Source organism: Providencia stuartii, assembly GCF_029277985.1.
Classification (GTDB): Bacteria; Pseudomonadota; Gammaproteobacteria; order Enterobacterales; family Enterobacteriaceae; genus Providencia; species Providencia zhejiangensis.
This window is the reverse complement of record NZ_CP119546.1, coordinates 129,788-154,829: the sequence shown is the minus strand read 5'-3', so window position 1 is coordinate 154,829 and position 25,042 is coordinate 129,788. Positions and strand designations below refer to the sequence as shown.

Here is a 25,042-nt window from a genome sequence, read left to right as displayed (position 1 = left end):
TTAGCCAACTAATGCTGTTCTGAACAAATTGCTACGTTCAAAAAATTCTTCGAAACTATCAGCAAACTGCTGTGCATGACTTAATGCCGTTTCTTTCATGACCGCGGACAGAACGAAAACATCATCGACAAGATTTAATGCCGGTTGACCTGGTTGAAAATTACGTGGTGGATATTGAATTATCATATTTAGCAAATTCTGACTGACAGAATCAAACCTTGCTGCACTATACTCCGCTAAATGACACCAAATAATTACGTCATCACTAGAAAGGTCAATATTAATCGCTGGTGCATCATTCATTTCTAATTGAATATTTGAATGACAATCTAATTGAGGATTAATTAAATCACTACGCCCCATGTCATTTAAAAATGAATTTAATGCTTCAACAAAACGATACTTCATAAGAAATTTCCTTATATTGTCTTAATAATATTCACTTTCACCATGTCAGAAACCTCATTAAATGAGAGAACTTCTAACTCAGGAAAGCGTCCTTCAAGGATTTTTTTCACAAAACGGCGGATATCAACAGGAACCAATACCGTAATATCCCGAGCTGAGAGATAGCTGTTTTCAAGGGCTAATTCCGCAGATTGAATTAATTCATTGGTTGTTTCGGGTTCGAGATGCAAGTAAACCCCGCCTGCCGATTGCCGAATACCTTGGCGAATGGTGTCTTCAAATACAGAATTCACCATTAATACATTTAAGCGGCCTTCAACAGCGAAACGGGAAGAGATATAACGCGACATCGACGTTCGAACATGCTCGACTAACATCAAACTGTCTTTTTCTTTTGGCGCCCACTGGACAAGGGTTTCAACGATTAATTTCATATTACGAACTGAAATTTTTTCCATTAATAAACGTTGAAAAACTTCCGTGACTTTTTGCACTGTTGAATGCCGATAGCACTCCTTTAATAACTCCGGATATTTGTTTTCTAGATCATCAAGTAGATTTTTAGTTTCTTGAATACCGAAAAACTCATTAATATGACGTAATAAAAGCGTGCTAACACAATCAATCATTTCTGTTACATCATCGCGTATCATCAATCCTAATTGTTCAACTTGCTCGATATCTTGATTAGTAATCCAAGAACTCACTGCACCATACTCATCCGTAAAATGTATTAGCTCGATCCCTAAATATTCCAGCTCATCACTCACTGTTAATAAACGATGACCGCCAAAACAGATATCATACTCACCTGCTTTGACTTCATTTATTAAAATGATAATTTTATTATTAGGTACAATCGGTGAGTAATTAATGGCAATATCGGGTATTCGATAGCCATAGCGAATAAACACATCCTTTTTAAAACGCGCTAAGAAATTTTTCTCTTCAAGTGATTTTTTATATTGTTGGTTGACAGAAATAATAATGGGTAGCGTTTCAGGAATATACTCTTCCTCAATAGCACTGTTTTCCCTTTGTGTTTCTCCTTCAGTTATCTCTGTACCCACATTAACGCGCTCAGCTTGTGTCTGCTGATAAGTTTTATCTTTACGTTTTTTCCAAAAACGGACAAAAAATATTATCGATAAGAGCGCTGATAAGAAAATAAATATCGCTGTCGGAAACCCAGGTAAGAACCCCATAAATAAAACAATGAGTGCGGTAATGAGGATCGTAAAATCATTGGCAAATAACTCAGAAACAATATTCTGTCCCAAGTTTTTATCGTTGCCACCCACTCGGGTGACAATAAAACCAGCACTGATAGAGATAAGTAACGCAGGGATTTGCGCAACAAGTCCATCACCGATGGTTAATAATGAGAACGTGTTCAGCGCAGAAGAGATATCCATTCCCTGTTGTGCCATACCAACGGAAATCCCACCGATTAAGTTAACAAAAATAATGACAATCCCAGCTATTGCGTCTCCTTTAATAAACTTCATCGCACCATCAAAAGAACCAAATAGCTGACTCTCTTTTTCTAAATCACCTCGGCGCTCTTTGACCGTTGCTTCATCAATAACTCCTGCCCGTAAGTCAGCATCAATGCTCATTTGCTTTCCGGGCATCGCATCAAGCGAAAAACGAGCAGCCACTTCCGCGATACGTTCAGAACCTTTAGTAATAACAATAAATTGTACGATGGTTACAATCGCAAATACGACCATCCCAACAACCAAGTTATCTTGAATAACAAACTCACCAAAGGTGGCAATAATTTCCCCAGCGTCAGCTTCTAATAGGATCAGTCGACTAGTACTAATCGATAAAGCAAGGCGAAATAATGTGCTGATTAATAAAATTGAGGGAAAGGATTGAAAATTGAGGATCCGAGTAATATAAAAAGAACTCATAAAAATAAGTACTGAGATCATAATATTCAAGCCAATCAGTAAATCGACCAATATCGTCGGTAACGGAATAATGAGCATCGCGATGACCATCACCATAATCACTAATACCATCAATTCTGGCCGATTACGGATCGCTAAAAGAAATCCAGTAAACTTATTCATTTGATTAAAAATCCTCCCTTTGAAAATAGTTACGCATCATTAATTCTTCTTGTGCCATCACATAATGCATACAATCTTTCAATTGATTTATTAATTCATCGCGCGCTTCCAATGATTGAAAGACGCTAACGGGTATTGTTGCAAATGCCAAAATTAATAATTGCAAAAATCGAGCACGCAAATCAGTACTCATCATGCTTAACTGGGAAGAAATAAATAATAATAAACCTTCATTGAAATTAGTTTGATTTCGAATACCTGCCGTAAATAATTTACTAAGCTCTTTTTCAAATTTTTCGTTAATAAATTGCCGATGGTGCTTAAATAGATTTGATTGAAAAAATTGTTGGATAAATACATGGTCTAATGACTGTAACTCTCTTAATCGTCCTACACGCATAAAATAGTTACCGAACTCACCCATATTAATGTCACCTAAGGGAAGCGCTTGCAGATCACAAGCCAATGCACGACTTAAATAACGCATAATATTTTCACGTTCTTGGCTTTCCATCTCTTCCACCCATTGTTCATATAAATAAACAACAGGACCTTCATAAGCCAAAAACTCACGGTATAACATACGCAAGTTTCCCGCCGACTGTTTTATTTTTTGCGCAAAAGCCTTTGCAATAAGGGCGATATTCACACCAGCTTGCGTACTTCTATCGATATCTTCTTGGTGAAGTTGCTCTTCCAGTTTTTTGAGTTGTTCAAGCTGCTCTTGCTTAAGTTTTCCACGATTAATTAATGCTGCCAACGCCATTAATAAATCGCTGGGATCGGAGAAAAAACGCAATAAAAATGCTTTTAACTCTTTAGGTGTCATAAATTGACGATTGAGTATGCCCTCAACATTTAAAATAGTTTCATCCGCATTCTCATCAAGGATACGTTCAGCAAACTGCATCCAATCTTCCGTGTCATCTTGCTTACCACTACTTCTTTTTACATGGCTCGCTGCTAACATCGACATCGACGCATATTCTCCGGAGCTATCAATCACCCCTTGCCCACGTAATACCTCATCCGAATCATCACCCGTTTTGGATGAACGACTCTTTTCTTGCGCCCCTCCTAACATGCGGGCACCACCACCCAAAGGCGCTATTGCCATGATTCCCCCATATAGGTTTTTAAAAATTGGATGGTGCTATGTAACTGTTTGTCATGTTGTTTGATGCGAAGGTTTTCAGAAAATTGTCGGCCATCCCATACTTCATTTTCATCCAACAAACGAGGTTGGATTAAGAATAGCCGTACCATTTTTTGTTTATTCATTGATGAATGGCTAAATAGACGACCAACCAATGGGATATCGCCTAATAAAGGAATATGACTTTCATTTTCTACAATCTGTTCTCGAGTATATCCGCCTATCAATAAACTACTGTTTTGAGCGATACGAGCAACGGTATTAATCGTTGTTCGATTGACCGAAGGGAGCCCTTCAACATTAGACGTTTCACCATTTTTTGATTGTTTTTCAGCACCATCCTCAATATTCACTTCCATTTCTACATGGTTACCCGCTGAAATGCGTGGCATCACACTGACCATCGTGCCGTAGGTGACTTGCTCTAAAGTGGCGATACGTTCACCCTGTAACTTAGCGTAGAAACTGGTGTTGTTATCAAATAAAGCAGGAATATTTTCTTGAGTTAATAACACGGGGCGAGACACAATATGCCCATTGCCACTTTTACTTAGCGCATCGATACGCAATAAGAAATCTGTACTATCAGACAGTGTACTGCGGTTAAAAGAAAACGAACTGTTACCGGTATTAATGGTGCCAACTTCCCAATTAACACCTAAGTTATCTAATTCACTACGTGTGATATCAATGATCCACAACGACAATTCAACTTGTCGGCGCCGAGTATCTAATGTCCTGACTAATTGGCGAACATAACGAATTTGTTCAGGGGAACCTTTAACAATTAAACTGTTACTATCTGGATGTGCCACTAATGAAAAAAGAACATTAGATGGATTACGAGTACCATTGAATGCAGGCATGGGCTCTACAGCCTCACCAATCGGCGCATCCATCAAGGCATCAATGTCATCTCCTATGTTATCTTTTGGTGCCGATGCAATTTTTTGCGTTGGTACAGTCCCTACAGGGGTATTTTTAAATAATTCACTGATGACTGATAACATACCTGGAACAGTAATATTATTACCGCGTAATGAATAAGTTCTATCTGTCACCGAAGCATATTTGACCGCAATAACGGCAAGCTCCCCACCCGAAAGAGCTTCTTGTTTTACTTGCTCATCAAGATAGGCTGTCGCGGCTTGTATCAATTCAACATATAAAGGAGGGCCAGAAACAAACAATAAGCTGTTTCCTCCTTGAGTACGAACAGGAAAGCGCTGGTCATAGATACCATTTTTTTTAATATAATTGAGAACTTGATGACTACTGGCATTATTCATAGGAATAATAGCACTACGCATCTCGCTATTATCGTAAACATAAATAGCGGCACCATCATCATACCAAACCAATGCGATACGGCGCGTTAACGCCTTAAACATCTCATCAGCATGTGCCAAATTAAAATTACCCGTTATCCGCTTTTGTGCCGCGAGTTTGCTAAGAATAATCGGTTTATTAAGTCGCTCAGCTATAGCATCAAAAACTTTGCCGACCATAATATTATTTGCAACAAACGTTTCTTGATTCATCTCCTGTTGAACAGGTTCAGCCATGATAATTTCAGTTTGCGCTGAAAAAACATTTACACTGAGTAAAAGTAGCGATACTAATATCATCCCACTTCTTTTACTTTTCATATAGTTTCACTCCAAGATGCCTAATATCTGAAGGGGTTAACCCTAATTCTTTTTTTATATCATTCGTAAAATGAGAGGCTGAGCAATAACCTGCTTCAAGGCCGATATCTAATATAGAATTATCACTTTCAATAAGCTTTAAGATGGCTGAGGCCATACGAACACTCATAATTTTTCTTTTTGCTGTTTTATTAAAGTTTTCTCGATACAGTTGCCTAAAATAAGAGGCCGATATGCCATACTGTTTACACAATTGATTAATATTGGCATTTTTATCTTTTTCGGCGGCGGAAAGTAAAAATCGCATAATGCCGTATGCTTCATAACGCCTTAATATGTTGCACCATAAATTGAATTCAGGCTGTTGCTGAATAATTAAGCCAATAACAATATCTTTGATTGTAAGATCATAAATATAATCATTAGAAATATAGATAACATCACTATTTTTGCTCCCCGGTTCCATCATTTCCTTTTCTAAGAGAAATGATTGCTTCATAGCAGAATCAATAACAGCAAGGATCTCCACTACCTCTGAAAGCTCTAATGAATAAATTAACCAATCTTTTCTGCTAATAATAGAATCGAACTCTAATTGCGAACAAACAAATAAAGACTGCTCTTCAATATTAATTCTCTTCCCTGAATACGATGAATTGAAACTTATCCCCATTTCAGCTGAATGAGGAACAGCCAAAACCAACTTATCCTGCAAAGAAAAACAACATTCTTTATTTTCGAGTAGTGCAGCAATGTTCGTATCAATCATGATGCTTATACTTTTATTTAAAAAGATTCGATATAGCTAAATTGAAGAAAATGCACTTTTTATACAAGGGAATATTCCGGAATAACTCATACCTAATAAACAAATCAATCAGTCAGAATGATTAAGATAAATTCTACTGACAAAAATGAAGTAATACTTTTTACTGATACTAATTTCTTATCCGTGGAATTTATTTTATGACAGATACAAATAGCCGCGCTTGTATAATGAAAATTGCTAGCGGCCCTATGAGTGGGCATGAGTTGGTATTAACAGCAGATGCTCATCTTATTGTTATCGACCCCAATATTCAATACAGAGCAGAAGTCGATGATAATGGCTTTACTACCTATTATATTCCTAGTGCTACCGAGCATTATGAACTCGCTGTCGTGACAGAACAAGACCCAACAAACAGCAGTGATAACATACAAGAAAAAATATTTAGCCTGAATATTAATGATGGGATTAAATCATTTACTATTCCCATTGTTTATCAAGAATTAATGCTTGCTGATATATTCCCGATTGCTTTTAAAGCACTTGATATGCCATGGAAATTAACCGATATAGAAGAAAGTATACCGTATAGCGTGTTTTGTGATGATAAAAAAAATAACTTAACGTCTCTTACTGAAAAACGCAAAACCATTTTTATCTGTACTTTTCTATTGTTTATTTCTTTTGTGGGTATTTATCTATACCCTACAAATAATTCAGAAAAAAAAATAAATATGCTAGAAAACATACTACAAGATAGCCATTACCCCATCATCGCCACTCGAGATGGACAAGGGGATGCATTAATTCTCGTACAAACACAGCGTGATGCCGATTGGAGTGTACAGCGTTTAAATAAAGAAAATTATGTCGATAAATATCACATAAAAAAAATCAATGATCTTGAAAGTGAGATTGAAAACCACATTTATGATTATATACCTAACCTTTTAAAAGTAGATTTATCCAATCCTTGCCAACCCGTTATACGTATAATCAAAGAACAAGCCTTATCTAAAGATAGGAAAATTATTGATAATATAATAAAAAGCCATCTTACCTGTTATACCGATAGTAAGGTGATAGAAATAGAGTCAAAAGCATTAATCCAGATAGCTGAACTTGGTTTGACTGAAAGTAACGTTCCATGGAAAAAAATAAATAAAGATAATCACGTTATTTTTATTATTCAGGGAAATCTTAATGATAAGCAAACGTCTTCAATTGTTCAGTTAGCTGAACATTTTTCTCATAAATGGGGAAATAAGTATATTCAGTTTTCAGTATCTTTGGCGACTAATCAGTTAGCAGGAAAATCATTTATCCGTAACGATCAAGGCTTCATTATTTTAGGTCATAACCATTGGTCGTTTAATTCAAATACTCTTAACTAATGAGGTGATATATGTCAGATGGATCTACATCAGATATTTTAGGTATTAATAGTGCCACCGGTAATTGGGATTCATCCGCGTTTGAAACACCAGTTAAAGGTGATCATAACTGGGGGATGATGTATCGCAGTAGTGCCAATGTCAGTATTCGCGCTAAGGAATTAGCTGACGAATTAAAAAATATGCTTGATGGTAAAAGTGAAAAATTAGAAGTCGATAACCCATTAGTACTCGGAAAAATTACGGCTTTAAGCGGTAACTATAATATGGCACGTCAATTACAAAGTAGCTTAATGAAATCTATTAAAGATACAGCCTCAGCGATTATTCGTAATATTTAATTTATATCGAAGAGCATCAGTTAAGTGATGCTCTACTTTTTAGGAACTAATATCATGCAAATCACCAACCATACTATGTTACCACCAACACCAGATAACATTTCAGACAATACTTCAAGCCAATCACTTGAAGATAAAGTGAAAGAGTTATATGCACAATATTCTGTTGAGGTAAAAAATAAAAAGCAGCAACTGATTATTCAGGGAAATAGTCTAGATGTCAGCAATCCCGTGGAGATGTTGAAAATGCAGGATGCCATTGGACAATATGCATTAGAGCTCAATTTTGTCTCCACACTCACCCACAAAGCAACCAATGCCATTGATACATTATTAAAAGCCCAATAAGCCATGAATATAGTCAAAAAACTGCTCTTGGTTGGCATGATTGGATTCTTGGTCGGTTGTGATGACCAATTATTACTCAGCCACCTTAGCCAACGACAAAGTAACGAAGTCCTCGCTGTGTTACAAGAACACGGCGTTGATGCTTCACGTAAACAAGATAATAAGCAAGGAGACTCAATTAGAATCGCGCCTAATGACTTTGTTATCGCCGTTGATTTGTTACGACAATATCATTTGCCATCCAAAGATCCCATTGAAATTATCCAAGCTTTTCCTGGAGATTCTTTAGTGGCGTCACCACAAGCAGAGAGAACCCGACTATTATCATTAATAGAACAACGTTTAGAGCAATCATTATTAACCATCCCTGATATTGTCAATGCAAGAGTACATGTTAGCTATCCTCTAAGCAGCAATAGCGCCACAAAACAAATACAAAAAGTATCCAGTCTGGTGACCTATTCAGGTAATGAAGACCCCAAACTCATGATGAATAAAATCAAATTATTCCTAACCAATAGTTTCGCAGAAACCAGCTATGACAATGTGTCTGTTGTCGTCGTTAAACGACCACCACTGCAACATCAAACACGCCATCAACCTAAAACTCTGTTGAATCCAGTTTGGGTTACGGTCATTTCCTTGTCAGTCATCATGGTGATTGGTTTATTAATATTTGTTTGGCGTCGGCAGCCATTTTTCAAGACTAAGGCAGATACAAATAATATGACTGAGGTAAAAACCCATGGCGTCGGAGAGTAATATATCATTGCTTTTAAAAACGGATATTTTCTTAGCGCCAGGAAGCTATTTTCATCCTGAATATAGTAATATTCATTACCATAAATTGCCTCCAATATTAAAGAAAATACATAACCATCGATTAATTCGACAATACCCGATGCCTTGGCCAGATCGTACCACGATGATATTGCCAAATATTCTCTTACAAGAATGGTCGAACCTTCCGAAGGTTGCGCTTGGATTAGGCACAATTCTCTATAAGGAAGAGCTTCCTTGGTGGGGAAAACTCACCGTTTACTCAGATTTACGCCAACAGTTTGCTAACCCGCTTTGGCAAGTTAGTGGAGTAAATATTCCCTCGCCACAGAGACTACTGGCTCTCGGAGCAGAACAACTTTTTGCTCAATTAATTCCATTCGGTGCAGTATATACCGACAGGTTAAAACATATGTTTAGCTATAAAACGCGCCAACTCATCCCTTCCGCCGTAAAAGCAATATTACCTTGGAATATTATTGAAGAGACTTGTCACTATGTCCGAAAAAATGCAGCCTGATATTCAACAAACCGCAAGAGAAAAAGTACTCATAAAACATAATACAATTAGTGCCTTTCGCTATGCAAAACACATAACAAAACAAGCTCACAAGCAAGTAACCGAAAACTATCAGAAAGCTCAGCAAGAAATAGAGCATATCCGTCATGTTGCTTATCAACAAGGTTATCAAGATGGATTAAAACAGTTACTCTCGAATATGATTGAAAGTATTGAGATGAGCGAGAAACGCTTTCAGCAACAATTAAGTCAAAGTAAAGAACAACTTTTACATCAACTCTCTGAATTTTTCCACGATAAACTATTACAAACAATCATTGCTGAACATTTCATTCAACAATCGAATATGGAACCCGCTATTTTGTATTTACCGAGTTCATTACAAGAGAACTCCCCTCAAAAAAACGCTCATATTAAATTTATACCAAGTCAAAATGAGGATATCGCCTTAGAAATAGGCAATGAAATTATTCATTTTTCACCTTCTATCGCCGTAAAACATCTATTACCACAACTATTATCGATTCCAAGCCGCTGCCAAGTATTAGCAGAACGAAAAATAGCCTACCAAACGATGAGGAATAACCTTAATCAAGGAGAAACCAATGATTACGCCGCTAAAAAATAATCATTTAAAAACACCATCAGAGCATACACTACCCACAAATCACGACAGCTCAACGTTAGTCAACAAAGTCAAAAATACATGGCAAGCTAAAACAATCGAAAATACCAAGCAGCTTAAGCTAACGACTCAAGAGATTGAAAATATTAAAACATTTTTTACAACATTGAGAGTCAGTGATCCAAAAGATATTAAAAACTCGGAAGATCATAAAACAAACTTCTTAGCGCTTTGTAAAAAACTCAATAGACTCTCTTCTGAAGAAAAAAAAAGGTTTATTGCTGGCGCCATACAATTACTCGGAAAGCCCGATACCTTTGATAATCAAGAATTACTCAAGAAAACGTTCAATCACGCATTTTATCGTGTTAATGCGGTAAAATTTATGCTCCAACCACTGACAGAACAAATGAATAATCAGATAGGCCATAACAAACTAGAAGATGATGGTGATGATGAGCTTTCATTCGTCTAATCTATCGTATTGTTAATATATTATCGTTTTTTCCTTTCTTCACAAAGATTTGATAAGAATCCTATTCGAAATTTATAGACTTAGCATATTTCTTATCATGCTAAGTCTTAGTCAAACACCCCGCTCAATAAAATATAAAAAATAAATATACTAAATTGATATATATAACTGAGCGCATAGCGATAAATTAAGCCATCCTAAAAAATCATCTGGATTTATTAAAAATCGTCTTTTTTTTATAAAAATCTTATTGTGTGTCGTTTTTTTATATTGTGGCACACTATCTTGAACGTTAGGATATGGCAAATAACTTGTCGATGAAATTATATATATGGAAAAATAATATGAATAAGACAGATCAAATTGAGCAAGAACCCCTTATTATTTTATCGGAATATGTTGTTTACAACCCCCTCAAGCGAACGCTCTCTCGCGGTAAGAAAACGATTAATCTTTCAGAGAATGAGTCATGCTTATTGAAACTATTACTGAATAAAACCAGTAGTAAACGAGAAATTATGTATGAGATTTGGGAAAAACGCGGAACGATTGTGACTGAAAGCAGCTATTATAAGTTAGTCAGACAGCTTCGCTTATCATTTAAAAAAATAGAGCTTGATGAAAATTTAATCATGACCCTACCTAGGGTTGGTATCCTATACACAGGCACAAAATCAGAAGCTAATCGCTCAATGTTCAACCCTCAAAAGAAAGGGATATATTCTTATGTTCAATGTTTTTTCAATAAGGTATTTAACCGCACTATTTTATAATCAAGAGAATAGAAATGAAACTAATTAACCGCAATAACAAATTCACATCATCAATATATTTATTGCTATTGGTCTTTTTTTTGTCTGGCTGTACAAAAAACTTAACTGAAAATAAAAATAATAAGTTATCTATCATTGAGGGAACGATTCATTCCAAATCTATTGATATCCCTAATGATTCATTGGTTACCCTTTCTCTTTCACCAATCGGTAAAAACGAAAATGAGAGTATTACAAGCAATAATTTTCAATTTAAAACTAAAAAATCAGGGCGTTTTTTAACATTTAAAATCAGACTATCATCTGAAATGAATAAATTAAGAAGTCAGTTAGGAATCAGTGCAAGAATAGAAAAAGATAATCAGCTAATAATGATGAGCGATACTATCAATCCTATACCTAAAAGCGCTTCTGGTCATGTTTCTCTTACGGTTATAACAAGTCAGTAAGAGTCATTGAATAAAACGATCAATCGCTCATTAAAAGTCATATGGAAGAATTGCATTACAAGAAAAACGAGAAGATTCAGTGTTATCTATAGTCTATGGTGATTATAATGAGGCTATTTATAGCGATATTCTATAACGTTATTCTTCCATATACTCCCTTCCTACAATTAAGTTAAAATTCATCACAATAACTGAAGAAATAAATCTCTGCATAAAAAACAATCTTGTCTAAGGTTAGATAGATTAACGACCTTGTGTCATGAGCATTTAATGAAAAATCAGCAGCTGACTTAATTCCAACCGTTTAAAATCAAACAATAAAGTGAACATGACTGCCCATATAAATATTTGAATGGAGATACCATACCTGTTTTTTTACAGAAGAGATAATAGCGAATTTCTTCCACAATAAAATGCAATAACCGATGGAAACATGCAAGATAATTGATTTAATAAGCATAAAATGACTGTATCTATTAATCGTTGATATAATATTCACATTGATACTGGACGTAAATCGAATTCATTATAGCTTTTTAATCGTTATTTAACATTATTTGACTTTATTAATGCCAAATAAATAACAGCGCTAACTTTTATTTATCATAAAGAAATAATGGAATTATCTATGATAGATAATCTGTAATGTTGCTATATTAAACAACAGTATTTATTCAATATACATGTTTAGATTAACAAAATCTAAACATTATAGTGATGCCCCTTGCATTCTATGCATTATAAAATATTTTATTCCTATCAACATCCAATAAACACAATCAATTAATAATAGACGAATTAAACTCGCCCTTACTCTTTATGAGTGGTCGACCATATGAAAATAACCATTCACGCCTAAATAAGGCACTATTATAGCTTTTATATTATCTATCTCTAGATTTAAAAAGCATTTTATTGTTTTTGTGGGAATAAATAGAACATTTCAAATCTTATGTTATATTTAAAAAGTAATCTTACCGCTATATATTAGATTAAAACGATAATCCAACTGTTATCTTTATAAGGTTCAATTGGCCAGTTAATTATGCTCATTCATTAACTGGCCAATTGAAATGAAAAATCTTTTATTCTTTATGATAGTCCGTTTCAATATTCAGCTATTTTTATTTGATAGCTATTAATTAAATATTAACATCCTAATTTTTTAAATTTAAGTTGAGGTCACTATGTTTTATGGATATGTAACAAATATTATTGGATATACAAGTAATCAGACAGATAACCGTTCCGTCTTGCTAACCTGAACCGTGACGGGGCCAAGAAACCCTGAGATATTGACTTTTCTTTTTGAAGGTGTTGATGCCTATGCCGTATCGCTTTTTATCGCGACCGAGCATAAAAGCGGTTCTGATATGATGCTAACGATCATTGATGCAGATGAACAGGCTACAAGGCCTCAAAATAGTCGAAAAGTAAATGATTTTTATATTAGTCCTACAGGTTATTCGGCGAGTAAATTAGAGGTAACAAAAAAGATCGAACAACCCACTCAAGGCTATATTACCGAGGTAGATTATATTGCTAAAAATCTGGGACGTGATGACTATTTTATTTTTTTAATGATGAGTCATTGATCCTATCAATGGATAACCCATCCGTTATGGATGTGTTCTTCACCTATATGGTGAATTATTATGATAACAATAACATTTATAATTTAAAATTCGAGGCTCAATTGAACAATGAGGATAATTTACATTACATCACTAAATTAACGATGGGTAAAAATTAAAGCCTCTATTTCAGTATTGCCTCCTAATAAGGAGGCAATATCGATATTACGATAATATTCTCACAACGAGCCTGTGAGTCATTCTTTTCCAGGCACAATACTATTTTCAGGCGCTGGTTTTAAGAATATAAGTAAAAACAATACCATAATTGCAATGAGTAATGTCATGGCAAAACCATCGATAAAAGAACCTACACTTGACTCCCGACTGATTAACGATAAAACGACACTGAACGTGTCTGCCGAAGATAGCTTCTGTTCCCCTGTTTGGATAAAAGCTCTTTTAGTTTCGAAATGCCCATCAAAAGCTACCCGTAAATAAGTATTCATTAATGCACCCGATATAGCCGGCATTAATACCCTGGCAATAGAGATGTATGCGCCTAAATTTAATGCATCCTGAGGCTTAATATTAACAACAAATGAAGCAATTAAACCTATCAATACTAAACATTCGCCAAATGACTGCATAATCATGAGTGGTACGAATTCATCAACCCGCCATTGATAATCCACCTGCATTCCTAATACGCTAGCACCGCCAATAATCGTTACACCAATCACCATTAGTAATCGTGAATCAACTCTACGCGCCAACCAAATTGCTATTGGGCTAAATAAGAGATAAGCGATAAAAGCAATGTTAGTCACTTCTCCTATTTGATAGGGTTTTAACCCACTGATTGTCGTTAAAAATGAAGGAATAAATAGAGAGTTCGCTAGCATTAAAAAACCGTATAGGCAGGAAACAATAAAGCACAACAACAAGTTTCGATTTGCTAGCCAACCAGGATGAGCAAATGTTTGATTAAAAAGGAATGAACGAACGATAAAAATAGTAAAAAGAATCACACTTCCTAATAGACAAGAAACAATCAATCCAGAGTCATACCAACCAAACATTTCACCTTGCACAATACCAATATAAAGTAAAACCAAACTGACGCTTTTCAGCGCCATTCCTCCCCAATCCGTTTTAGCTAAAATATCACGGTTAATTTCAGCTACTGGCATACCTTTCCATGTAAATATAAAGATAAAACACGTAAAAAAAGTACAAACCCAATACATCCATTGCCAGCCAAAGATTTCAATAAATGATCCTGAAATTCCGACGCCAGCATCCATGCCTAAAGAGACCCGTAAACTGTAAGCGGCCATGACAATCAACCAGACATTTGGCTGTAAATTTCGTAAAGCTAATGAAATTGTCATCGGCAAATACACGCCTAAGCAGAAACCAATGACAAAATGAATTGATACTAATTCAATAAGTGATCGACCATCTACACCTAATAATGGAAATGACAAAAAACTCACTAATAGAACAATACTGGTACTCATTAATATTTTTCAGCACCCAAGACGACCATAAACCAAGGTGTTAACGTCATGCTGATTAGCTGTGCCGCATTTAATGAAACATTAATCCATGATCCTTCTTGCGCACTTAAACCAAAAACACCACGAATATCGGCCAGTGACAAAGAAAACATTCTCACAAATAATGTCGACAAGACAGCCCCGAGAAATACCGAAATAACAACAAAAAGAGGCTTCGTTTCTTTAGCATTTTGCAATATTCTTAGTGACATATTACTTTCCTTGCGAATGCATACTCTGCGTATCAATATTCACAACAACTGACATTCCAGGGCGGAGCTTATCTATGTCATTTGATTGCGTTGAGAGAAAACTAATATAAACAGGGATCCGTTGAACCACCTTTGTAAAATTCCCGCTACTATTATCTGCGGGAATTAATGCGGCCTCACCACTACTTTGCGCACCAATATCACGAACAACACCACGAAACTCCATACCGGGAAAAGCATCAATCGCAATAGAAACGGATTGTCCTGACTGAACGTTTTTAAGTTGGGTTTCTTTTAACTGCGCAATGATATAAGGCTGTGAACGCGGTGTGACGGTGACAATTTCGGTGCCTGGCGTTACCAAACTGCCTACATTAAGCTTAATTTTATTCAACTGGCCATCGAATGGTGCCACTATCGTGGAATACGAAATTTGCGTCTCTGCTTGTTGATAATTTGCTAATGCAATATCTCGTTCTGCCAGACGGATCTTTTCTTGTTGCATTAATACTAATTTAGATTGTTTTGCTTGCTCCCATTCGGCTTTAGCTGCTTGCTCTAATTTTATTAATCGCTGTAAATCTGATTGAGCATCAAGATGATTTTGAGAGGTTATTGCTCCACTTTTAATTAATTCCTTACGCAACAAAGGACTACGCTGCATTTGTGCCACTTCAATCCCCGCAGCCTTATAGCGGTTTAATAGCTTTTCAATTGTCAGGTCATGCTCTTTAATTTCATCTGCAAGATTCGCAAATTGTTGCTCCGCTTTTATATACTTTGCTTTAGCAATTTTCTGATTCAACAGCTCTTCTTGGTTATTAATTTCAGCAATAACTTCCCCTTGATGAACATATTGATAATCATCGACTAAGATTCGTGAAATATAGCCTGTCATTCTTGACTTTAAGATTGCTGAATCTGATTTAATATACGCATTATTTGACTCTTGATAGCGCTGATTACTTTGCCACCTATTCCAATTGAACGTGGTAATTGCAACTAATATGCCTATACATAACACGCTTATCCACGGTGTTAATCCAAAGATTTTTTTGGAAAATTTTTTAGTTTCCTCAGTCGCCATGTCATCAACCTCAATATGCATACCTACAAGTGGCAAAATAAACTATACTGACAACCTAACAACGTTAGGTTAGATAAATATGTTAGACTAACAATGTTAGGGAATAAAGATATAATTGAGAATTATTTATGAAAAATCAAAAAATCACACGATTACAAGTACTTGAAACAGCACTGCAACTGCTAGAGACCGACGGTATTGATGGATTGACGATGCGTAAGCTTGCCGATGCTCTGCATATCAAAGCCGCTTCACTGTATTGGCATTTCAATAACAAACAGTCCTTAGTCGAAGGCATGGCTGACCATATTGTGGCTAATGTCGCGGTGGGTGATCTAAATGAAGGGGATTGGAAGACTAATTTATTAAACATTACCCATCAATTGCGAGACGCTTTGTTACAGCATCGAGATGGCGCGCGAGTTTTCGCTGGAACCTATGTTATTTCAGATAATGTATTACGTATCAATAACGCGTTGATTAAAACCTTTATGCAATCAGGCATGTCAGCAGAAAAAGCAGCAAACTCAACCATGACTATATTTTATTTTATTTTGGGATGCTGCATAGAACAACAAGCAGCACTCTACTCTCATGATAATGAGATAGATGAAAAACTAAATAAATTCAATGAAATATATAAGAATCAATACCCATACACATGGGCTGCTAAAACCATATTGTTTACCAATAACTATGAGCAACGTTTTCTAGATGGCCTCACACTCATTATTCGCGGCCTAGAAAAATAATCGCAATCACGACTTAACGAGCTGAATATTAGAATCATAATCAGCTCGTTAGCCAATAAAAATTAACCTAAGCGTTTTCTATCCTTACCGATAAAATGATAAATAGGCTGAAATCATGACTAAATCCCCAAACGCTTTTTAAGTCAAAATACCGAGTGCTTTATTTTCACCACTAAAAACACCAGATTAATTTTGAATAAATATTATTCCATCGGAATAACGAGCCGTTATTAAAAGAGATTTTTATTTGATAATAGCCCCTTTTTTATAATTAAGGTGTAGACATGATAATTGTCGCGGCAGAATTAAATTGCCCTTCTGTTAGCTCATTTGGCGATAAATTAGGTTTCTTAACTAACGTAAACATTAGTGTATCTCGGCCACGCCCATTCTCTATTTTTGAATTGAAAGAGCCATTCATCGGCGATACTCGTTGTCCTTGATGATAAACCTCTACACCTAATCCGCGCATGATAGGACCTTGATTGCCGATATCACCCGTTCTAATGAGCAATGCATCAGACGAAAAGGTTGAGGTTTCACCGCTTAAGGTCATTTTTATTGGTGCGGTGAGATTATTATCTTCACAGCTGTATGTGAGCTCAACATTGCGCTGAAAGCGGCTTGCGCTACCAACTGTTGAAATACCCGATGCATTGACCATTTCAAAATCAACAATAATGATTTGGTTATTATTGATATCACAAGTTCCTGTCCCTACCACCACATCATTTCCAGAATAGAAATTCCATCTATAATAGAAATGGTCAATATATTGGTTGCTATTTATAAATGTCGCATATTTATGGAGATCCAATGTCATTAACAGATCACCTTTTCTCACCAATACGGAAGGCGTTGGCCTCACATTTACCTGTAAATATAACTTTATTGGCAGAGGCTCAGTGGCGGTTGTTAAACGGAAAACGGGAATTTCTCGACCACTAAATGGCGCTAAATAATAAGCACCACGTATAACAACGCCGGCTTTTAATTCTGGGTTATTTCTAAATGCAGGACCTAAACTCGCCCCTGTAACATTGAGGTAATCAACGTATGCAGAAGGTGCCTCGTTACGGCAAGTCATGAAATCGCTCACATCCGCAAACTCATTAATTCGATTAGGTACAGCAAAAATATCATTATCAATAGGTACATCATAAATATTCTGTGTTCCGCCACGAAATTCTTGACCACCATTTGTTCTGCATTGAAATGCAAAAATGGAAGGGGAAAATAATGAGGTTACGAGGAGTAATAATAATATCTTCATTTTTACTGATACCCTAATCATAAATTAAACTAAAAACAGCGGTTGCAGTAAAATGGCCAAATGCAATACTTTTATTTTTTATTGCATCAGGTTCTCCTTGCACATTCGCATTAAAACTTAAAATATTCGTACCATTTTCTAAATTGTATGCGGGCGTCATGCTATTAATGGGAATTTTTTTACCGCTATAATCTAAAATTTCAATTGCTATACCTGAAGCCATGCTGGCAGAATCCACTGCCAGCAGCCCCGGTAAATTTGGATCCTCTGTTCCTGTAAATTTGACAGCGACTGTTTTAAAGATACTGTTATCACAGTCATCTAGATGAATATTAAAATTTTCCAGTGGTGTTTTTTGGTTAATATAAAGGTATTTATTGACGATAGTACCAAAGTCCACAATGATATTTTCATCACCGGGTCTCACTGTACAAGCTTCGGCGACAAGTAATCCACGAATCTTAATTTCACCGATTTGACCATTCTTTGCATAATTCGGTGACGAAAAAAAGAATAAACTTAATAGCATTGTGAGTATTATCTTTTTTAATTTATAAAATTTGAAATTTAAGTGATTCATATAAATACCTTCAATGCTATATCAGCCAATTGGGTAAGCTTATTCATAGGTGATTTGAAAAGAAATAACGCTTCTGTACGCACCCGCCTGTAATTTTTCAGCAACTCTAACGGGGGCAACGTAATAAGTTAAAATATTTTGTCCAGACGAAATCAGTTGTGGTTCGCTGTATTCACCAAAAACGATTTCGTTTCCTTTTAGATTGGTGATTTGCAACCCTAGCCCCGTAACACCTTCAACACGGGCAATACTAGGACGAAACGGAACAACGGGAGCAATAAAACGAATTTTCATACCCGGTTGGGAAGTACTCCAAGTAACATTACCTGATTTGTCATCTCTTAGGACGGTTGGCGTTTCGATACAATCCAGTAATTCAATATAAATAGGGGTTTTATGTCCTTGAGCACCAATGACTTTTAATGACGCGGTGTCAATATTACCCAAATCAACCGATTGAAATGCAGAATCCATCGATAAGTGACAAGCACTCTCAGTTAAGGAGCCGTAAACAAAAATTTTTCCATTTGCACCTTCGACATCCCAATTTCCTGCGGTGTTATCAAAAGTATTTTCAGCTACCGCATATATCACCGGTGAAGGAACAATAAAAAATAACCCGAGAAGTAAGGGAAGATTTTTTTGATTAATCATCTTTTCCTCTCTATTTATTTTCAGGCGCAACCTGACAGATATTGGCTTGGCATTTAAATTGCAATTTAGGGCGACCACCATAATCATTGATATAGGTCAGTACAGGGCTCGTCCCCACAGTAGAGCTTGACACACCTAAGTTTTCTTCACTAAACGGAGCGACCATAACGGCTTTAAAGTTTTGATTTACAGGTGAATTCATACGCTCAGCTGCGCCAATAATTGTGATATAAAAAGGCGTTGGGTTTTTAATAATATATTGGTCGCCTTGTTTAATCAGCTGTGTTTTTTCCTGCCAAGGGCTATTCAACATTTCAGTCTCACTGAGCATGATATTTTTAGGACGATAAAATAATTTAATTTTGCTTTGTAAAGCTAATTGCAAAACATTCGGTTTATCACTTTTCGGTGGGATCTCTCTTAAGTTAAAGTAATAAACACTTTCTCTATCTTGAGGTAATTGGCTTATTTCCGGCAGTGCCTCAACACGAACTTGGCTCGATTTTTCAGGCTCAACCCTTTGCACTGGGGGCAATACAGCAAAAGGTGAGTTCACTTTTACCCCTTGAATATTTTCTATCCAGCCTTGTGCTAAATAAGGCAGTTGGTTATTTTTATTGGTAATGGTGATTGAAACGCTTTTTTGATCGCCATTAAAAATAATCCGAGTTCTATCTATAGCAATTGCGGATAAAGCACTTCCGCTAAATAAACTGCTTAATAAAATAGTATTGATATATAATTTAGTTAATTTCTTCATAGCAATCACTCATCTACAGATTATTATCTGTTTCATTACGTTTATTCGATAATGGTTTACAAGGAATAAATAAGCCTTGATTAATTGTTTCTAAGTTCTCAGGAAAATGAATTTCACATTGCGCTTCACCACCCCAATGAATAATCATCATTTCATTTGGGTTGATACCACTGATGTAGGCATATCCATTATCAGTGACGATTCCTGTTTCTTTTCCTTTTAAATTGGTAACTTGAGCACCAAATGGCGGTACAGAACCGTCAGACATGCGCATTGAAAGCATCATTTTTTCGCCCGATAACACATTAAACTTACGGTAACCAATTGCTCCTTCTGTTAATGTCGCTTGAACAATGGAGTCAGTAATTTCGGCATTATTGGGTAATGCGTTTAAATCGACTTTAACTTTACTGCGGTAATAGCTATTCAGGTCAGGGACAACAACTTTACCGAATGCATTCGATGCAATAGGGATCCCACGATCTGACACGGGAATTTTAGCTACGCCGTCGGTGTCGATCAGTAAGCGAGTGCCGCCAATATTTGATACACGGTGAGTATCAGCACCATTTAAGGTCATGGTGACTCCACCTTGAGCCCCTAACCCAAATGACGTGTAATTGTTGTGAATATAGCTCGCATTCGCGGTTAATTTAGCACTATCTCCATAATAGGTAAGGTAGGTGCTCGCGGTTCCGCCTTTGTTGGTTGAACCTGCACTGACTTGATAATTGGCTCTATCTGACAGCTTGTCATAATAGGTTGCTCGATTAACGGTATCATCCCGCGTTGCTTGTAATGAATAACCTATATTGGCACCATTTCCCCAAGGCATTGATGCTGAGATATAAAGGCCATCATCATTTGTTTCGTTATATTTATTGCGATAAGCTGATAACGATATATTAATATTTTTCAAGCTTCCCCAATCTAAGGTTTTTGTCACCATGAGGTTGTAGCGATTGCTTTCTGGCTTATCCCAATAGGTTTGATGCGAATAGTTTAAATACGCTGTAATTTTTGATTCCCTAAAATTTTTATTTAAGGAAATCACATACATTTCTTTATTACTGCCTTGACGCTCACCTGAATCTTTAGCCGCTAAAAAATCAGTCACCGTCATAAAACTACGTTCTGAGAAACGGTAACCTGCGAATTGGACTTGGCTATCATAATCATCAAAACGTTTCGAATAGTTTATTCGATAAGAATTACCTGTCAGTTTTTGATGGTTAGGAATATTTGCAATGGAATGCGTAACATCGAAAGACAAGGCGCCAAATGCTAATAAATCTCGCCCTACACCCACGTTAAATGCATTGTAGTCTTGGCTATTTAATGAACCTGCGAATAACGACCAGCCGTTGGTAACCCCCCAAGACATTTCACCACTTGCAAATGTATCGCCATTGACATGGTGATCCATATCTGTAGGACGCCCCATGGCTAATTTATACCGAACGCTGCCTGGGCGGGTTAAATAAGGAATATTGGCCGTTTCAACTTGATATTCTTGAACCGAGCCATCTTGTTCTTCGATGCGAACATCCAGCTTACCTGTCGTCGCATCACTTAAATTTTGGATGCGAAAAGGCCCAGCAGCGACTTGTTCTTGGTAAATAATTCTGCCTTGTTGGCTAACAATGACCGTCGCATTACTTGTCGCAACCCCTGTTATTTCAGGTGCATATCCACGTAAATTAGGTGGGAGCATTAAAATATCAGAGCGTAGACTTATACCTGTAAATCGAAAACTATCGAATAAATCCGTGTTTAGATAATCTTCACCCAAGGTCAATTTTGCTTTGATACTGGTTAATGCTTTATAAATATAAAGTCGGCTCCATTGGAAATTATGCTCACTTTTACTATTTGAGCCAGTTTCTCGTTGAGCATTTCCTTGCCAATCTCCCCTAAAGCGCCATGCGCCAAGGTTTACACCAATAACACCATTTGCCGTCATATTATAGTTGCTATTGTTGTCATGAGGCTTATTAGCTCTTGCGTTAATGTTGTAGTCTAAAATAGCCCCTGAAATCCCTTCATCCCAAAGAGAAGGCGGATCCCAATTCGTGGTTCTATATTCAAGATAGGCTTGAGGAATACTCAAATATAATGTTGAGTCAGATAAATCCCCATGAGCTTTGAAACCGGGTAAGCTGTTTAAATCAAGGCATTCATTATTATGCCACCACGTTATTTTCTTCAAAGCATCCGCCGTTAACCCTAACTGTTGAACTTGTTCTTGAGTAATACACACAAGACTTTCTTCAGGGTCATCCTCAGGTGCATAGAATGAAAATCGTTGCTCAGGCAGAGTTTCTTTATTTAATTGGACTTTTAGCGGATAAGTGCTAGGCATAATATAGCCAGCACGTGAGAATTGCTTAATATCGATGTTTTTTTTGTCTTCTAAATCAAATAATGCCGTATTAAACTGTATGGTATCGGCGGCATATAACTGGGCTGATAATGATCCAAAAGTAATCATTATCATTGTCGTTATTATATTTATTTTGTCTTGTTTAAAAAACATAAAAAACATCCCTAAAACACCAATATAACTTTTAGAATTAATAATAATCGACCTTGAACCTTAGTAAGGTTTGGTAATTACCCGCTTTAACAGGATGATAGTTGGTGACTAATTGCATTTGATATTTCAGTATCATTGTGCCGGGAGTCATTCCTAATGCAGGCAATGGCTTTCCTGGTGTAATGGAATATCCGGAGAGATCATGCAATGCCAATTGCACTCCTTTTGCCTCACCCGAAAGGGTGAAAAACCCCCCTTCTGATGGACCATCAAAAGTGACTTCAAATGAATTCCATTCGTTATTCTCTTTTGAGTATTTTTCCCAACGGCAATCAACAAGTTTAATATTGAACTCTTTTATGGGGCCTTTCCCAACTTCACGAATATAGCTTGTTGGAAGTACCCCCATATTAATGGTCTGATCCCTTGACCCGATATCTATTGCGCAGGCAGTATCGACTATTTCGCCGCCCATTGTGACTTTCCCCCATCCATGAGGTGATGCCGCCATTTTTGGCGAAAGAAATAATGTTAGCAGAAATAGGGAAGATACTTTTCTTGGGAAATAGATAAATCCTTTCACTTTAGCCTCTGACTTAATTTGGTGATTAATAGAGGAATACGAAAGTACTCCTCTTTAACTAATCAATTAGTTATAAGTTAAGGTAAAGTTAGTCACACCTTCGAATTTACCTAGGGGGATTTTATCTACTGCAACGTTTGCACCTTGTACGTAAGCGCTATAGCGCAGAATATTATCACCCGCTTGTAATTGATGTTCTTGTGCTGTAGCAACACCCATATCTAATGCAACACCGTTTGTATCAATTAATTGAATACCAACGTTACCAGCGCTAGTTGGGTCCGTTGCATCTAAGCCTGTTACACCTAATAATTTAGGGTTAAACGCAGCACTAGCGCCAGAGAATGTGATGTTGACCTTGTCATTGTAGACTTTGTCTTCTGCATCTTTAGGGAATACGCAGTCTTCCAATTCAATATTGAATTGTTTAGCACTAGAAGTTCCGCCATTTGCTAAAACAGAGTTAGCAATTTGGCCCAACCATACTGTTTGGTCAATAGAGTCAGCGCTAATTGAGCAAGGTGCATCGATAATTTCACCTTTAAAGGTCACTTTACCATGCCCTTGATCAGCGAGTGCTGGAGAAGCGATAGCGGCAGAAACAAGTGCTGCTACAAATACTTTTTTCATTTGAACCTCATTGATATATAACAAAGTGATGGTTACTCAACAATTAAGTGAGCATAGTTAAAACTGTATGTTTTTTTAATAACTACTTACTGTATACAGAATTTAATATAATTTCTGTTTGTCGATTGAAAATATAATGAAAATCATCTTGCTCATCTGAAAAATGTTCATTGTTATGAATAAATGAATTAGCATCAGGATATTCTTCATTTATTTTAGATATTATATTTTCGAAAAACTTACTAGGATGAGTATCTAGATAAAATAAGATTGAAAATAGCATTCCACAATTAATGCTACAGACTCCTCTTTCATATCTAGAAATTTGCTGTTGTGATATCTTTAATTTTTTAGCTAGATCTTTACCACTTAGTCCTTTTTCTTTTCTAAGATGGGATAATTCCAAACCAATTTGTTCAGTTATTATTTTCTGAAAATTATCTATACTGGTTTTTAACTTATTATTTTTCATATCTCACCAATAAAGCTTTATGTAATATGGCTACATAATCAATCCCGCCTAAAAAGCAAATAATTCGATTATCTTGCAATCAACAAACGCAACAAAATAAATCAAAATGTTGCGTAAAATAGGTTTTAGCAAATTTGTTTTATATATTGTATTTTTTAGAATTAAAATCTTTAATTTGCGTATATGTATAGTAAGGATAGATCATTTGACTAGTTATTTTTTTTTGATAAACACACAGCAGTCGGTAACTTTTTGTTGTAGATAACAAATTTATACATTAATTGCTGATAATAGCTAAAAAGTATTATGCAAACAGAATTTTATGCTGTTTGATTTTGGTTAGTCTCAGAATTATACTTATTAAGCATTTTAAACATTTTGATTTATTATGTTGCGTTACCATTTGATTTTAAACGGCATTTGATATACCCCATTGATTTATATGTATTGTTTTATTTTGTTTATATTTTCATCTTATTTTTTGCTTTATAATTTTATTTTTCAGTTATTTAAATTGCGTAAAATAACAACTTTAGCATTAAACACCGGAAAATATTAAATCAGTTTTTTATGTCTATAAATTATCTTTATATGACAAT

Annotated in this window: 27 protein-coding genes; 11 read left to right on the top strand and 16 right to left on the bottom strand. The window is 36.0% G+C overall.

Going from position 1 to position 25,042, the window contains the following annotated elements; genetic code table 11:
• From P2E05_RS00670 to P2E05_RS00650, 5 genes are read right to left on the bottom strand one after another with little or no spacing between them, the layout of a single operon-like run.
• Positions 1-408, bottom strand: a complete 408-nt coding sequence (locus P2E05_RS00670; RefSeq protein ID WP_154623050.1) for a type III secretion system protein — start codon at positions 406-408, stop codon at positions 1-3.
• Positions 409-419: 11 nt separating this feature from the next.
• On the bottom strand, positions 420-2,489 hold the full coding sequence (locus P2E05_RS00665; RefSeq protein ID WP_272578350.1) for an EscV/YscV/HrcV family type III secretion system export apparatus protein: 2,070 nt from the start codon (positions 2,487-2,489) through the stop codon (positions 420-422).
• A gap of 4 nt (positions 2,490-2,493) precedes the next feature.
• Complete coding sequence (gene sctW, locus P2E05_RS00660; protein ID WP_272578349.1) at positions 2,494-3,606, bottom strand: type III secretion system gatekeeper subunit SctW; 1,113 nt, start codon at positions 3,604-3,606, stop codon at positions 2,494-2,496.
• Positions 3,597-5,294: a type III secretion system outer membrane ring subunit SctC gene (gene sctC / locus P2E05_RS00655; protein WP_272578348.1), complete on the bottom strand. Its 1,698-nt coding sequence runs from the start codon at positions 5,292-5,294 to the stop codon at positions 3,597-3,599. Before sctC ends, sctW begins: the two co-directional genes overlap by 10 nt.
• Positions 5,284-6,063: an AraC family transcriptional regulator gene (locus tag P2E05_RS00650; RefSeq protein WP_154623054.1), complete on the bottom strand. Its 780-nt coding sequence runs from the start codon at positions 6,061-6,063 to the stop codon at positions 5,284-5,286. Before P2E05_RS00650 ends, sctC begins: the two co-directional genes overlap by 11 nt.
• Before the next feature lie 197 nt (positions 6,064-6,260).
• Here P2E05_RS00650 and P2E05_RS00645 point away from each other — a divergent pair, with 197 nt between their 5' ends.
• From P2E05_RS00645 to P2E05_RS21565, 10 genes are all read left to right on the top strand, one after another.
• The gene (locus P2E05_RS00645) at positions 6,261-7,457 is read left to right on the top strand and encodes a PrgH/EprH family type III secretion apparatus protein (protein WP_272657803.1); all 1,197 of its coding nucleotides are present in this window, start codon (positions 6,261-6,263) and stop codon (positions 7,455-7,457) included.
• Positions 7,458-7,468: 11 nt separating this feature from the next.
• A complete protein-coding gene (locus tag P2E05_RS00640; protein WP_154623056.1) occupies positions 7,469-7,798 on the top strand; it encodes an EscF/YscF/HrpA family type III secretion system needle major subunit in 330 nt (109 codons plus the stop codon).
• A 54-nt stretch (positions 7,799-7,852) separates the two neighbouring features.
• Positions 7,853-8,146 (top strand): type III secretion system inner rod subunit SctI, encoded by a 294-nt coding sequence (gene sctI / locus P2E05_RS00635; protein WP_154623057.1) that lies wholly within the window; start codon positions 7,853-7,855, stop codon positions 8,144-8,146.
• Positions 8,147-8,149: 3 nt separating this feature from the next.
• Positions 8,150-8,908, top strand: a complete 759-nt coding sequence (sctJ, locus tag P2E05_RS00630) for a type III secretion system inner membrane ring lipoprotein SctJ (protein WP_154623058.1) — start codon at positions 8,150-8,152, stop codon at positions 8,906-8,908.
• Complete coding sequence (locus tag P2E05_RS00625) at positions 8,892-9,446, top strand: hypothetical protein (RefSeq protein ID WP_247047930.1); 555 nt, start codon at positions 8,892-8,894, stop codon at positions 9,444-9,446. Before sctJ ends, P2E05_RS00625 begins: the two co-directional genes overlap by 17 nt.
• On the top strand, positions 9,424-10,074 hold the full coding sequence (locus P2E05_RS00620) for a hypothetical protein (RefSeq protein ID WP_154623060.1): 651 nt from the start codon (positions 9,424-9,426) through the stop codon (positions 10,072-10,074). Before P2E05_RS00625 ends, P2E05_RS00620 begins: the two co-directional genes overlap by 23 nt.
• Positions 10,052-10,546, top strand: a complete 495-nt coding sequence (locus P2E05_RS00615; protein ID WP_163860487.1) for a hypothetical protein — start codon at positions 10,052-10,054, stop codon at positions 10,544-10,546. Before P2E05_RS00620 ends, P2E05_RS00615 begins: the two co-directional genes overlap by 23 nt.
• 344 nt (positions 10,547-10,890) lie before the next feature.
• On the top strand, positions 10,891-11,319 hold the full coding sequence (locus P2E05_RS00610) for a winged helix-turn-helix domain-containing protein (protein ID WP_154635688.1): 429 nt from the start codon (positions 10,891-10,893) through the stop codon (positions 11,317-11,319).
• Between the two features lie 14 nt (positions 11,320-11,333).
• Complete coding sequence (locus tag P2E05_RS00605) at positions 11,334-11,768, top strand: YbaY family lipoprotein (protein WP_154635687.1); 435 nt, start codon at positions 11,334-11,336, stop codon at positions 11,766-11,768.
• A 1,295-nt stretch (positions 11,769-13,063) separates the two neighbouring features.
• The gene (locus P2E05_RS21565; RefSeq protein WP_276122972.1) at positions 13,064-13,363 is read left to right on the top strand and encodes a hypothetical protein; all 300 of its coding nucleotides are present in this window, start codon (positions 13,064-13,066) and stop codon (positions 13,361-13,363) included.
• 236 nt (positions 13,364-13,599) lie between these two features.
• Here P2E05_RS21565 and P2E05_RS00595 read toward each other — a convergent pair whose 3' ends face one another.
• The 3 genes from P2E05_RS00595 to P2E05_RS00585 are packed head-to-tail and all read right to left on the bottom strand — an operon-like array spanning position 13,600 to position 16,203.
• Entirely contained in the window at positions 13,600-14,865 is a 1,266-nt protein-coding gene (locus P2E05_RS00595) for an MFS transporter (protein WP_276122971.1), read from the bottom strand.
• Positions 14,865-15,116, bottom strand: coding sequence for a hypothetical protein (locus P2E05_RS00590; RefSeq protein WP_276122970.1), 252 nt, complete (start codon positions 15,114-15,116; stop codon positions 14,865-14,867). Before P2E05_RS00590 ends, P2E05_RS00595 begins: the two co-directional genes overlap by 1 nt.
• Before the next feature lies 1 nt (position 15,117).
• On the bottom strand, positions 15,118-16,203 hold the full coding sequence (locus P2E05_RS00585; protein ID WP_154622705.1) for an HlyD family secretion protein: 1,086 nt from the start codon (positions 16,201-16,203) through the stop codon (positions 15,118-15,120).
• A 128-nt stretch (positions 16,204-16,331) separates the two neighbouring features.
• Between P2E05_RS00585 and P2E05_RS00580 the strand changes: the two genes are divergently transcribed.
• Positions 16,332-16,955: a TetR/AcrR family transcriptional regulator C-terminal domain-containing protein gene (locus P2E05_RS00580; protein ID WP_196713929.1), complete on the top strand. Its 624-nt coding sequence runs from the start codon at positions 16,332-16,334 to the stop codon at positions 16,953-16,955.
• 271 nt (positions 16,956-17,226) lie between these two features.
• Here the strand turns inward: P2E05_RS00580 and P2E05_RS00575 are convergent, their stop codons facing one another.
• The 8 genes from P2E05_RS00575 to P2E05_RS00540 all read right to left on the bottom strand — a co-directional run bounded on the left by P2E05_RS00575 (position 17,227) and on the right by P2E05_RS00540 (position 24,443).
• Positions 17,227-18,228, bottom strand: a complete 1,002-nt coding sequence (locus P2E05_RS00575; protein WP_230085797.1) for a fimbrial protein — start codon at positions 18,226-18,228, stop codon at positions 17,227-17,229.
• Between the two features lie 13 nt (positions 18,229-18,241).
• On the bottom strand, positions 18,242-18,808 hold the full coding sequence (locus P2E05_RS00570; RefSeq protein ID WP_154635686.1) for a fimbrial protein: 567 nt from the start codon (positions 18,806-18,808) through the stop codon (positions 18,242-18,244).
• Between the two features lie 39 nt (positions 18,809-18,847).
• Positions 18,848-19,462: a fimbrial protein gene (locus tag P2E05_RS00565; RefSeq protein WP_154622808.1), complete on the bottom strand. Its 615-nt coding sequence runs from the start codon at positions 19,460-19,462 to the stop codon at positions 18,848-18,850.
• A 10-nt stretch (positions 19,463-19,472) separates the two neighbouring features.
• Complete coding sequence (locus P2E05_RS00560) at positions 19,473-20,222, bottom strand: fimbria/pilus periplasmic chaperone (RefSeq protein WP_154622809.1); 750 nt, start codon at positions 20,220-20,222, stop codon at positions 19,473-19,475.
• 13 nt (positions 20,223-20,235) lie between these two features.
• Positions 20,236-22,767, bottom strand: coding sequence for an outer membrane usher protein (locus tag P2E05_RS00555; protein ID WP_154622810.1), 2,532 nt, complete (start codon positions 22,765-22,767; stop codon positions 20,236-20,238).
• Positions 22,768-22,795: 28 nt separating this feature from the next.
• A complete protein-coding gene (locus P2E05_RS00550; protein WP_272657798.1) occupies positions 22,796-23,341 on the bottom strand; it encodes a fimbrial protein in 546 nt (181 codons plus the stop codon).
• 66 nt (positions 23,342-23,407) lie between these two features.
• Positions 23,408-23,971 carry a fimbrial protein gene (locus tag P2E05_RS00545; RefSeq protein ID WP_154622811.1) on the bottom strand — a complete coding sequence of 188 codons (564 nt, stop codon included), beginning with the start codon at positions 23,969-23,971 and terminating at the stop codon, positions 23,408-23,410.
• Between the two features lie 82 nt (positions 23,972-24,053).
• Positions 24,054-24,443: a helix-turn-helix domain-containing protein gene (locus tag P2E05_RS00540; RefSeq protein ID WP_154635685.1), complete on the bottom strand. Its 390-nt coding sequence runs from the start codon at positions 24,441-24,443 to the stop codon at positions 24,054-24,056.
• Between the last annotated feature and the right edge of the window lie 599 nt (positions 24,444-25,042).

What these genes read in the sequence shown, in the direction of transcription:
- P2E05_RS00670 (WP_154623050.1), bottom strand. Translation starts at nt 408, where the DNA reads ATGAAGTATCGTTTTGTTGAAGCATTAAATTCATTTTTAAATGACATG.
- P2E05_RS00665 (WP_272578350.1), bottom strand. Translation starts at nt 2,489, where the DNA reads ATGAATAAGTTTACTGGATTTCTTTTAGCGATCCGTAATCGGCCAGAA.
- sctW (WP_272578349.1), bottom strand. Translation starts at nt 3,606, where the DNA reads ATGGCAATAGCGCCTTTGGGTGGTGGTGCCCGCATGTTAGGAGGGGCG.
- sctC (WP_272578348.1), bottom strand. Translation starts at nt 5,294, where the DNA reads ATGAAAAGTAAAAGAAGTGGGATGATATTAGTATCGCTACTTTTACTC.
- P2E05_RS00650 (WP_154623054.1), bottom strand. Translation starts at nt 6,063, where the DNA reads ATGATTGATACGAACATTGCTGCACTACTCGAAAATAAAGAATGTTGT.
- P2E05_RS00645 (WP_272657803.1), top strand. Translation starts at nt 6,261, where the DNA reads ATGACAGATACAAATAGCCGCGCTTGTATAATGAAAATTGCTAGCGGC.
- P2E05_RS00640 (WP_154623056.1), top strand. Translation starts at nt 7,469, where the DNA reads ATGTCAGATGGATCTACATCAGATATTTTAGGTATTAATAGTGCCACC.
- sctI (WP_154623057.1), top strand. Translation starts at nt 7,853, where the DNA reads ATGCAAATCACCAACCATACTATGTTACCACCAACACCAGATAACATT.
- sctJ (WP_154623058.1), top strand. Translation starts at nt 8,150, where the DNA reads ATGAATATAGTCAAAAAACTGCTCTTGGTTGGCATGATTGGATTCTTG.
- P2E05_RS00625 (WP_247047930.1), top strand. Translation starts at nt 8,892, where the DNA reads ATGGCGTCGGAGAGTAATATATCATTGCTTTTAAAAACGGATATTTTC.
- P2E05_RS00620 (WP_154623060.1), top strand. Translation starts at nt 9,424, where the DNA reads ATGTCCGAAAAAATGCAGCCTGATATTCAACAAACCGCAAGAGAAAAA.
- P2E05_RS00615 (WP_163860487.1), top strand. Translation starts at nt 10,052, where the DNA reads ATGATTACGCCGCTAAAAAATAATCATTTAAAAACACCATCAGAGCAT.
- P2E05_RS00610 (WP_154635688.1), top strand. Translation starts at nt 10,891, where the DNA reads ATGAATAAGACAGATCAAATTGAGCAAGAACCCCTTATTATTTTATCG.
- P2E05_RS00605 (WP_154635687.1), top strand. Translation starts at nt 11,334, where the DNA reads ATGAAACTAATTAACCGCAATAACAAATTCACATCATCAATATATTTA.
- P2E05_RS00595 (WP_276122971.1), bottom strand. Translation starts at nt 14,865, where the DNA reads ATGAGTACCAGTATTGTTCTATTAGTGAGTTTTTTGTCATTTCCATTA.
- P2E05_RS00590 (WP_276122970.1), bottom strand. Translation starts at nt 15,116, where the DNA reads ATGTCACTAAGAATATTGCAAAATGCTAAAGAAACGAAGCCTCTTTTT.
- P2E05_RS00585 (WP_154622705.1), bottom strand. Translation starts at nt 16,203, where the DNA reads ATGGCGACTGAGGAAACTAAAAAATTTTCCAAAAAAATCTTTGGATTA.
- P2E05_RS00580 (WP_196713929.1), top strand. Translation starts at nt 16,332, where the DNA reads ATGAAAAATCAAAAAATCACACGATTACAAGTACTTGAAACAGCACTG.
- P2E05_RS00575 (WP_230085797.1), bottom strand. Translation starts at nt 18,228, where the DNA reads ATGAAGATATTATTATTACTCCTCGTAACCTCATTATTTTCCCCTTCC.
- P2E05_RS00570 (WP_154635686.1), bottom strand. Translation starts at nt 18,808, where the DNA reads ATGAATCACTTAAATTTCAAATTTTATAAATTAAAAAAGATAATACTC.
- P2E05_RS00565 (WP_154622808.1), bottom strand. Translation starts at nt 19,462, where the DNA reads ATGATTAATCAAAAAAATCTTCCCTTACTTCTCGGGTTATTTTTTATT.
- P2E05_RS00560 (WP_154622809.1), bottom strand. Translation starts at nt 20,222, where the DNA reads ATGAAGAAATTAACTAAATTATATATCAATACTATTTTATTAAGCAGT.
- P2E05_RS00555 (WP_154622810.1), bottom strand. Translation starts at nt 22,767, where the DNA reads ATGTTTTTTATGTTTTTTAAACAAGACAAAATAAATATAATAACGACA.
- P2E05_RS00545 (WP_154622811.1), bottom strand. Translation starts at nt 23,971, where the DNA reads ATGAAAAAAGTATTTGTAGCAGCACTTGTTTCTGCCGCTATCGCTTCT.
- P2E05_RS00540 (WP_154635685.1), bottom strand. Translation starts at nt 24,443, where the DNA reads ATGAAAAATAATAAGTTAAAAACCAGTATAGATAATTTTCAGAAAATA.